8 protein-coding genes are annotated in these 9,037 nt (G+C 70.5%); 4 read left to right on the top strand and 4 right to left on the bottom strand.

Going from position 1 to position 9,037, the window contains the following annotated elements; genetic code table 11:
- Both GX015_RS09495 and GX015_RS09490 read left to right on the top strand, forming a co-directional pair.
- Positions 1-680: C40 family peptidase (locus GX015_RS09495; protein ID WP_291344661.1), on the top strand; the 680-nt coding region annotated here is incomplete at its 5' end.
- An 86-nt stretch (positions 681-766) separates the two neighbouring features.
- On the top strand, positions 767-2,026 hold the full coding sequence (locus GX015_RS09490; RefSeq protein WP_291344660.1) for a hypothetical protein: 1,260 nt from the start codon (positions 767-769) through the stop codon (positions 2,024-2,026).
- Positions 2,027-2,099: 73 nt separating this feature from the next.
- Here GX015_RS09490 and GX015_RS09485 read toward each other — a convergent pair whose 3' ends face one another.
- Positions 2,100-3,278 (bottom strand): adenosine deaminase, encoded by a 1,179-nt coding sequence (locus GX015_RS09485; RefSeq protein ID WP_291344659.1) that lies wholly within the window; start codon positions 3,276-3,278, stop codon positions 2,100-2,102.
- A 201-nt stretch (positions 3,279-3,479) separates the two neighbouring features.
- On the opposite strand from GX015_RS09485, the gene GX015_RS09480 reads away from it, so the two are divergent.
- Complete coding sequence (locus GX015_RS09480; RefSeq protein ID WP_291344658.1) at positions 3,480-4,883, top strand: D-alanyl-D-alanine carboxypeptidase family protein; 1,404 nt, start codon at positions 3,480-3,482, stop codon at positions 4,881-4,883.
- A 125-nt stretch (positions 4,884-5,008) separates the two neighbouring features.
- Here GX015_RS09480 and GX015_RS09475 read toward each other — a convergent pair whose 3' ends face one another.
- From GX015_RS09475 to GX015_RS09465, 3 genes are all read right to left on the bottom strand, one after another.
- Positions 5,009-6,034, bottom strand: coding sequence for a YhjD/YihY/BrkB family envelope integrity protein (locus GX015_RS09475; protein WP_291344657.1), 1,026 nt, complete (start codon positions 6,032-6,034; stop codon positions 5,009-5,011).
- A 157-nt stretch (positions 6,035-6,191) separates the two neighbouring features.
- Positions 6,192-7,286, bottom strand: a complete 1,095-nt coding sequence (gene trpS, locus GX015_RS09470; RefSeq protein WP_291344655.1) for a tryptophan--tRNA ligase — start codon at positions 7,284-7,286, stop codon at positions 6,192-6,194.
- Positions 7,287-7,347: 61 nt separating this feature from the next.
- Positions 7,348-7,917 carry a hypothetical protein gene (locus GX015_RS09465; protein WP_291344653.1) on the bottom strand — a complete coding sequence of 190 codons (570 nt, stop codon included), beginning with the start codon at positions 7,915-7,917 and terminating at the stop codon, positions 7,348-7,350.
- Positions 7,918-8,212: 295 nt separating this feature from the next.
- On the opposite strand from GX015_RS09465, the gene GX015_RS09460 reads away from it, so the two are divergent.
- Positions 8,213-9,037 (top strand): DUF6541 family protein (locus GX015_RS09460; RefSeq protein WP_366926270.1); only part of this gene is annotated, 825 nt, incomplete at its 3' end.

The following is a 9,037-nucleotide window of genomic DNA, read 5'->3' as shown; positions in this document are numbered from 1 at the left end:
GCGCGGCCGGCGCCGGACCCGCCGCTCCCCTGCTGGCCATGACCGGACTGCAGGGCCACGCCGTCGAGGCGCTCACGGAGGCCGGCGGAAGGTTGTCGAAGCTGGACGCCGACCTCGCCGCGCCCACGTCGACGCTGGAATCGATCGCCGCCGCCGACGTCGACATCCCCGAAGCACCCGGATCACAGGCGGGCACCACCGCGCCGGCGATGGCGCAGGCGGCGGGTTCGGCCCGGGTCGATTCGGGACACTGGGCCGGTGCCGGTTCCGGCTCGGGCTCCGGATCGAGTTCGGGAGCCGAGCCCGGCACGGCGGCCGGCGAGGGCGCGCCCACTCCCCAGGCGCAGGCGGCGGTGGACCATGCGTTGTCCGCGTTGGGCACCCCGTACCAATGGGGCGGCAACACCCCGGGCGTCGGACTCGACTGCTCCGGCCTGACGCAGTGGGCCTACGGGCAGGCGGGCGTCGACATCCCCCGCACCGCCGCCGAGCAGGCGGTCGGGCGGTCCGTCGATGCCTCGGAACTGCTGCCCGGCGATCTCGTCGTCTGGGACGGCCACGTTGCCATGGTCATCGGCGACGGTCAGATGGTCGAGGCCGGCGATCCGGTGCAGGTCAATCCAATCCGGACCACGAACATGAACATGGGGTTCAAGGGGTTCTGGCGGCCCACCGGCTGATCCGCCGTGCCGTGGCCTGTCGGCGGTGCTGGCCGGGTATCCTTCCGGGTGCACCGATCACCGATGAAATGACGTTAGGACGAACCATGGCCAGGCAGGGCATCGTCGCGATTGAGCTGGAGCTGACCGAAGGCACGGCGTACACGCTGTGGGCGCCGAGCTGGCGGGAGGGCAACGCCGAATGGCAGGCCCTGCTCGGCAACGGCGACGACGCGCTGATGTTCTCCTCGCGCGCGGAGCTGCTCGCGTTCCTGCGCTCCGGCGCCGACCACGACATGACGTCGCACCCGTCGTGGCGCCGCTTCGAAAACGAGCTGCCCGCGTCGGTCATCGCCGAGCCCCGCGACCGCCACGACCTGGTCGGCCTGCCGGACACGTTGGCGGGCAAGGCCGATCATGACCACGTCTCCACGGTGGACCGCGCGTTCACCATCACCCGTTCGATCGGCGCCATCGCCGACGTCACACCGGTCAACCGAATGTTCGCGTCGAACTCCATCCTGGCCGCCACCGCCAACGGCTCCGACCACTTCCACGGCGCGGGCGCCGCGCAGTGGTCCGCCGTCGGCCGCGTGATCCTGCTGAACTGGGACAACTGCGTCGACGCGCTCGACGAACTCTTCGCCGAGAGCCGCAAGGCCGCCGGCGACGTCGACGCCGATGCCGTGAAGGCCGCCGAGGCCGAACTCGACGAGGCCGAGAAGACCGTCGCCGATCGCCGCGCCGCCGCGAAGGAGGCCCGCGAAAAGGAGAAGGCGGCCGCCGCCGCGGCAGCCGAGGAAGCAGACCCGTACGACTCCACCGTGTGGGCGCGGGCCGGCATCGACCCGGTGCGCATCGCCATCGGCGGCCGCACCCTGTACACCCTGCGCTGCTACCTTGACGGCGCCCCGGTCTTCCTGGGCCGCCACGGTTCGATCAACACCTTCCCGCAGCCGCGCACCATGGTGCGCTGGCTCATCGAGAACGACGACCACGACCTGGCGGCGCTGAGCACCTGGGACGAGGTCATGACCGCCGCCAACGCCGGCGAGCTGGAGGCCGTCGTCCACCCGGACAACGAGTACTCCTTCACCGGCCTCATCGAGGACATCAAGGCCGGACCGGGCAGCGTCGACACCGCGCAGCTCGGTCGCGCGTACGAGCTGCTCGCGGACTCCGCGGACTGGGCCGGCGACGACGCCGTCAACGAGGTCCTCGCGGGCAACCAGCAGCTGCAGTGGCTGCTCAACTACCTCCTGGACACCGGCGAGCAGTCCGAGCCGGTGCCGCCGTACGACGACGAGGCCGACGGCTGGGCCCGCCTGGAGAAGGGCCTCACCGCCCGCTTCACCTCCAAGATCTAGATCCCGGCCACGACGAAGGGCCGCCACCCGGATTGCTCCGGGCGGCGGCCCTTTCTCGTCCGGCTCGCGGCGATCAGCCGATCGTCGGCTGCTCTTCCTCGCACGGGTCGATCTCGCCGTCGCCGTCCTGGTCGGTCAACTCCAGGTACGGCGGGTAGATCAGGGTGTCCAGGATTCGCTCGCGCGTCGGCAGATCGGCGAAGGCGCTCTCGATGGCGTTGCACGTCAGCTGGAAAAGCTCGGTGTAGCCGTAATCGAAGACGTCGACGAGGATCATCATTTCGCGGGTCATCGTCGTGCCGCCCAACAGGCGGCTTCCGGTGTTGACCGTGCACGTGAAGCCCAGGTCGTCGAGAAGCGGGAACGGGTGATCCGCCATGGCGTCGACGATGCCCGTCTGCACGTTGGACGTGGGGCACAGTTCGAGGGGGATGCACCGGTCGCGAATGTGGCCGGACAGGCGCTGCAGCTCGATGCCGTCCATGCTCGAGGTCAGGTCCTCGAACACGCGGGGGCCGTGGCCGATGCGGTTGGCCCCGGCGACGACGGCGGCGCGCACGGACTCCAGGCCCGCGCCCTCGCCGGCGTGGATGGTCACCGGCGCGAGGTTGTCCCGCAGCAGCGCGAACGCGGCGGCGTGCTTGTCCGGGGAGTTGCCCTCCTCCGGGCCCGCCAAGTCGAACGCCACGACGTAATCGTGGTCGGAATTGTCCGGCAGGTTGTCCACGAGCAGCTGCGCCACCTCGACGGAACGATCCCGGTCGCGCATGGCCGACAGGATCAGGCGGGCCGTGATGTCATGGCCGGCCTCGGTGGCCGCCTGCTCGCCCTGCCCCAGGCCCTCGACGACGGCGTCCACGACTTCCTGCATGGACAAGCCGCCGTCCACGTGGAGCTCCGGGGCGATCCGCAGCTCGGCGTAGACCACGCGGTCCCCGGCGAGATCCTCCACGGCCTCGCGGGCGATGCGGGTCAACGACTCCGCGGTCTGCGTGACGGCCGTGGTGTGGGCGAACGCCTCGAGGTGCGCGGGCAGGCTGCCCGCGTTTCCGGCCTCCACGAACCAGCGGGCGACCTCCTCGGGATCACGGGAGGGCAGGGCATCGTAACCCGCCCGATCGGCGAGCTCGACGAGAGTGGTGGGACGCATCCCGCCGGTCAGATGATCGTGGAGGACCACCTTCGGCAGATCAGCAACGACACTCGCCTCGACCTGCTGGGGATCGAGGGTCATCTCGGGTGAGTTGTGCATGACAGGTCAGCGTATAACAGATTCACCTGCTCTTCCATTCCTCGCGCCTTGGCCCCCGACTCCCCGCCGCCGCTCCACCACCGCTCCACCACCGCTCCTCGGCCGCTCCACCGCCGTTCCGCCTCCGCCCTCCCGCCGTCCGCCGACCCCGGGGTCACCCGACACCCGCCGGGGCATGCGCGGGGACTACGGTGATCCGTCGTGAACACCTCGACGCCGTCCCGCACCCGCCGACGGATCCCGCGAGGCACCGCACTTGCGGTGGCCGCGACCCTGGTCCTCGGCACCGCACCGCTCGCGGAGCCCGCCACCGCCACCGCGCAGACTGCACGGTCCCCGCAGACGGCGGAGCCGACGTCACCGGCCGCGACCTCCGGAGCCCCCGCCCATCCGGAGACGAGCACGTCGACGGAAGAAGAGGAATCCCCGGGCCCCGCTCCGGGCCGACGCGACACCGACGACTGCGCCTACCGGACCACGCCCCCGCCGCCGGTCGATTCCTCGGAGGTCCCCGCCCCGGGCGCCCCGTCGCCGGACCCGCTGCCGGTGCCGGCCACTCCCGCCGGCGGCCCCAAAATGACCGAATGCGGCGTCGTCGCATCCCGCGGGTTCGATGTTCCGGAGGACGTCGCCGCGTCGTCGTGGATGGTCTTCGACGCCGGCACGGGCGACGTCATCGCCGCGAAGGACCCGCACGGCCGCTACCGCCCCGCGTCGATCGCGAAGGTGCTGCTGGCGCTGGTGGTCATCGACGAACTGCCGATGGACCGCAAGGTCACGGCCCGGTACGAGGACGCGGCCATCGAGGGCTCCCGGGCGGGAATCCTCGAAGGCGTCGAATACGACGTCGAAAAGCTGCTTTTGGGCCTGCTGATGAGCTCCGGCAACGACACCGCCTCCGCCCTCTCCGGGGCACTGGGCGGCCGCGAGGAGACCCTGCGCAAGGTCAACCGGAAGGCCCGCGAACTCGGTGCCACCGACACCCGCATCGCCGACTACACCGGGCTCGACGGCCCCGGCCAGGTCACCTCCGCGTTCGACATGGCGCTGTTCTACCGCGCCGCGTTCAACGACCCCGAGTACAAGCGCCTCAGCGGCACCGCCCTGACCGAGATGCCCGGCGACGAGGAAGCCGGCATCGAGGGCTTCACCATGTCGAACGACAACCAGCTGCTGGCCTCCGGTTTCGAGGGCGCGCTGGGAGGCAAGACCGGCTTCACCGACGATTCCCGCCACACCTTCGTCGGCTTCGCCGCCCGCGACGGCCGCCGCCTGGGCACCATCGTGCTGGACACGACGGTCGAGGAGGGCCCTCGCGCCTGGCAGCAGTCCGCGGCCCTGCTGGAATCCGGCTTTGCGACGAAGCCCGGGGCGTCCGTCGGCGACTTGTCGATTCCCGCCGCGGGCGACGGCGCCGACGACCTCGGGCCGGAGGACATGGAGGACGAGATCCTCGACGCGACCGGCGACGAGGAAGACCGAGCCGGCGACGGGCCGGCGGCCCGCGACATCGCCATCGTCGGCGGCATCGCCGGCGCGCTGCTCATCGCCGTCGCCGCCTGGGCGCTGCGGTCGCGGGGGTCGCGGAGGTCGCGGAAGCGCTGAGCCCGCGCACGGCCCCGGAATCAGCCCATGGTTCGGGGCCGACCAGGTCGCGGTACACGACCGAGGGCAACGAAAAACGCCGCCCCGATTCGGGGCGGCGTTCGTCGTAACCGTGGTGCGCGGGGCTACAACCGCAGGAGCTTGGCCAGGCCGCCGGTCTCGCGGGCGGCCTCCGGGCGGATGTGGATCACGGCCGGCGGCGGCAGGTCCGGCTCCTCCATCGCCAGCGCCTCCTCGGTCGTGGCCGTCCACGCCGACGCGTACATGGTGATGCGCCAGATCAGGTAGAACACGACCATCAGACCGATGATCGGGCCGAAGACCGCGCCGGCCGGGTTGGATAGCGCGTTCGAGAAGAACAGCGAACCCAGCTGCTTGACCACCTCGAGGCCGATGGCGCCGATGACCGCGCCCTTCGCCGCCGCCTTCATGGGGACCTTGCCGCGGGGCAGCGCAGAAAGCATCCAGAAGAACAGGATCCAGTTCGCCAGCAGGCCGATCGCGATGGCGACGACGGTGGTCAGCACGCCGATGCCGGGCACCCCGTCCAGGCCGACCTTCTCCACCAGCGTCGAGGTCAGTCCCGACGAGCCGATCGCCGTGACGGCGAAGGTCAGGGCGATCATCAGCATCATGCCCAGCAGGCGCAGGAAGTCGCGCAGCTTGCCCATGACGAAATTCTCGGCGATGATCGGCCGCTTCCACAGGGCGGTGACGCCCATGCGCAGATTGCCCATCCAGCTCAGGCCCGACCACAGGGCGGTGATGAAACCGATGGTGAACACGCCGCCGGCCTGGCTGACCGCGCTGTCGATGATCGACGACACCGTCTCGCCCATCTGGCCGCTGAGGTTCTCGGTGATCGCGTTCTCGATGGACTGCATCATCTCGTCGTTGCCCCGCAACACGAAACCGATGATCGCGAATGCGAGCATCAGCAGCGGGAAGACGGACAGCACCGAGAAGTAGGTGACGCCGGCGGCGAAGTGATTGCCGCCCTCCTGCGAGTACCGCTCCTGCATGCGCATGATGTGGTCGAACCACCCGTACTTCATGCGCATCTTGTCGACGAAACCAGGATCGTCGTCGGTGACTCGCTCGATGCCGTATCGATCGGTCTTCTTCGGGTCGGGGCGCGTCGATGTCGCCATCGCTCGAACCTGCTTTCGTCGGTGGGGATGGCGGAGACGTGCCGGCGGACCGGCAATCGGCCCCGCCACCCGGGCGAACGTAACGGGGCCAGTTTACCGACATGCACCGAATGCGACGCGGCGAGCGTCGCAAAGCAGCCGGAATGAAACGAAGCCGTTACCGCGACGCGGAGCGGAGGAACCCGACCCGCTCGTACACCTGCTCCAGAGTGCGGGAGGCGACCCCGCGCGCGCGATCCGCTCCATCGGCGAGGATGCGCTCGAGCTCGCCGCGATCGGCCATGAGCTCGTCGTAACGGGCGCGCAGCGGCGTGGTGAACGCCTCCAGGGCCTCGGCGGTATCACCCTTGAGCTGGCCGTACCCGGCGCCCGCGGTCTGGTAGCCGGCGACGATGTCGTCGACCGGGACGCCCGTCAGGCTGGACTGGATGACCAGCAGGTTGGACACGCCCGGCTTGTTCTCGCGGTCGAAGCGGATCTCGCCGTCGTTGTCCGTCACCGCCGACTTGATGCGCTTGGCGGAGACCTTCGGATCGTCGAGCAGGTTGACGATGCCCTTCGGGTTCGCGCCCGACTTGCTCATCTTCGACGTCGGATCCTGCAGGTCGTAGATCTTCGCCGAACCCGCCAGGATGTGGGCCTCCGGGACGACGAAGGTCTTCTTGTAGCGCGAGTTGAAGCGCTGCGCGAGCGTGCGCGCCAACTCCAGGTGCTGGCGCTGGTCCTCGCCCACCGGGACGAGCTGCGGGCGGTAGAGGAGGATGTCGGCCGCCATGAGCATCGGGTACGCGAACAGGCCCGCGGACGTGTGATCCGAGCCCTGCTTCGCCGACTTGTCCTTGAACTGCGTCATGCGCGACGCCTCGCCGAAACCGGTCAAGCAGGTGAGCACCCAGCTCAGCTCCGCGTGCTCCGGCACGTGGGACTGCACGAACAGAACGGACTTCGCAGGGTCGATGCCCAGCGCGATGAGCTGCGCCGCACCCGCGATGGTGCGCTGCCGCAGCTCCTTCGGATCCTGCTGCACCGTGATGGCGTGGAGGTCGGGGATGAAGTAGTAGGCGTCGAAGTCGTCCTGCAGGCCGATCCACTGCTTCACCGCACCCAGGTAGTTGCCCAAGTGGTAGGAGTCCGCCGTCGGCTGAATCCCGGACAGCACGCGCTGGCGGCGCTCAGGGGCGCCGGCCGAGGGGGCCGAAGGGGACGCCGTGGTCGAATCGGTGGTGGTGGTCGGATCCTGCTCAGTTGCCATGCGGGAAAGTCTAGTTCGACCCGCCGGGAGGTTTCGCGCGGGCCCGACCGCCGCGGGCCGGTCAGCCGCGTTCGAGCAGCAGGCGCACGGTCTTCGTCGCCGCCACGCTGGATTCGCCCGGGTACAGCGCGCGGACCAGCGCGACGGCCGAGCGGGCGCCGTGCTCGTCGAGGACGCGGCGCACGCGGTCGCGCTCGCTCGAGGTCAACTCCAGCGGCGCCACCGGCGGGCGACGGAGGAAGCCGGCGCCGACCAGGATGATCAGTGCGAGGATGCACGGGATGATCGCCCACAGCGGCCAGCCGTAGACGAAGGACAGGACGATCAACGCCACCAGCACGCCGCCGGAGACGATGAGCGGCACGCTGACGGAGGACGCGTCGCCGCCGGCGAGGCTGCGCGCGAGGGCATCGAAGTCGAAGTCGAAGTCCGAGTGGGAGTCGGGGTTCGAGTTCGAGTTCGAGCGGGAATCCGGTCGTTCGCGCCGGTCCGCACCGTCGGCGGGGCCCCGGTCATCGCCCGGCGCGTCATCGCCCCTCACCGCGCGCCGGCGGGAGCCGAACTCGCCGAAGCGCCCGAAATCGTCGAAGCGCATGTGTCCGTCCGAGGGGCCGTATGTCCGATCGTCCACGACACTCCCCTTTCACCGTCCCGGTCCGCGCAGCGGGGTGCACGCGGATCACGCCGGGCGCGTCCGTTTCAGAGTTTCGCACAATCCACCGTCAACTCCGACACCCTCCCCCGTATCGGAGGTGACCCGGCCTCCCCATCCACGACGGGGCCCGGCGACACTTCCTCCGAGTCGCCGCCCAATGCCGCCGGGCCGCGCCTTTCCGCCTATGTTGGGACTGTTAATCCCCCAATTTTCACCCCAGGCGCGGGTGGGCGCGGCCGATCCCGCGCCCGTGCGCCCGAATGAGGAGCACATGTTCGCTGCGGCCGCGGTCACCCTCTTGCTGCTGCTGGCGCCCGGCGCGATCATCGGCATCGCCGCAGGTCTGCGCCCGATGCTGGCGTTGGCCGCCGCCGGGCCGGTGATCCTGGGCGTCGCGGGATTCGGCGCGTGGGCGGCCGGGGCGCTGGACGTGAGGTGGGGCTGGATCGCGTTCCTCGCCTCGTTCGCGGGCGCGGCGGCCGTGGCGTACCTGGCCCGGGCGTTCATCCCCCGCGCCGATTCCCGCGCCTCGGGCCGGGACGGGGAGAGCCCCTTCGCCCGGCCGTCCGCCGCCGAATGGGCGACGGCCGCGGTCTCCGCAGCGGTGACGGTGGTGGGTTCGGCCCGGTACCTGCTGCCGATGGGCGAGTTGCCGGGCGGCGGGTCGAACTTGCGCGAGGCGTGGGACCTGCACTGGCACAACAATTTCCTGCGCTGGATCGCGGAGGAGGGCATCGCCTCCCCCACTCGCGCGGGCGAATTGATGAACCGCGAGACCGCGGCCGACATGTTCTACCCGGCGGCATGGCACGCGCTGGGCGGTCTGGTGCCGGGTGATCCGATCCTGCTGGGCAACGTGTACGGGGCGGTGGCGCCGATGGTGCTGCTGCCGGCGGGCGCGGCATACCTGGCGTGGGTGGTCGCCGGCCCGCGCTGGGCGGCGATCGCGGCGCCGGCGGCGGCGGTCGCGTCGATCGCCCTGCCGGAGATCACCGGCTCGCTGATGATCACCGCGTCGTTGCCGTACCTGCTCGCCGTCGCGGCGATCCCGGCGACGATGGCGCTGGTGATCACCGGCCGCACGGTGGCGGCGGTG

The sequence above is a fragment of the Corynebacterium sp. genome (genome assembly GCF_012837295.1).
Taxonomy (GTDB): domain Bacteria; phylum Actinomycetota; class Actinomycetes; order Mycobacteriales; family Mycobacteriaceae; genus Corynebacterium.
Note: the sequence above shows the minus strand (reverse complement) of the source record. Positions and strands in the feature narration are given on the sequence as shown.

What these genes read in the sequence shown, in the direction of transcription:
- GX015_RS09490 (WP_291344660.1), top strand. Translation starts at nt 767, where the DNA reads ATGGCCAGGCAGGGCATCGTCGCGATTGAGCTGGAGCTGACCGAAGGC.
- GX015_RS09485 (WP_291344659.1), bottom strand. Translation starts at nt 3,278, where the DNA reads ATGCACAACTCACCCGAGATGACCCTCGATCCCCAGCAGGTCGAGGCG.
- GX015_RS09475 (WP_291344657.1), bottom strand. Translation starts at nt 6,034, where the DNA reads ATGGCGACATCGACGCGCCCCGACCCGAAGAAGACCGATCGATACGGC.
- trpS (WP_291344655.1), bottom strand. Translation starts at nt 7,286, where the DNA reads ATGGCAACTGAGCAGGATCCGACCACCACCACCGATTCGACCACGGCG.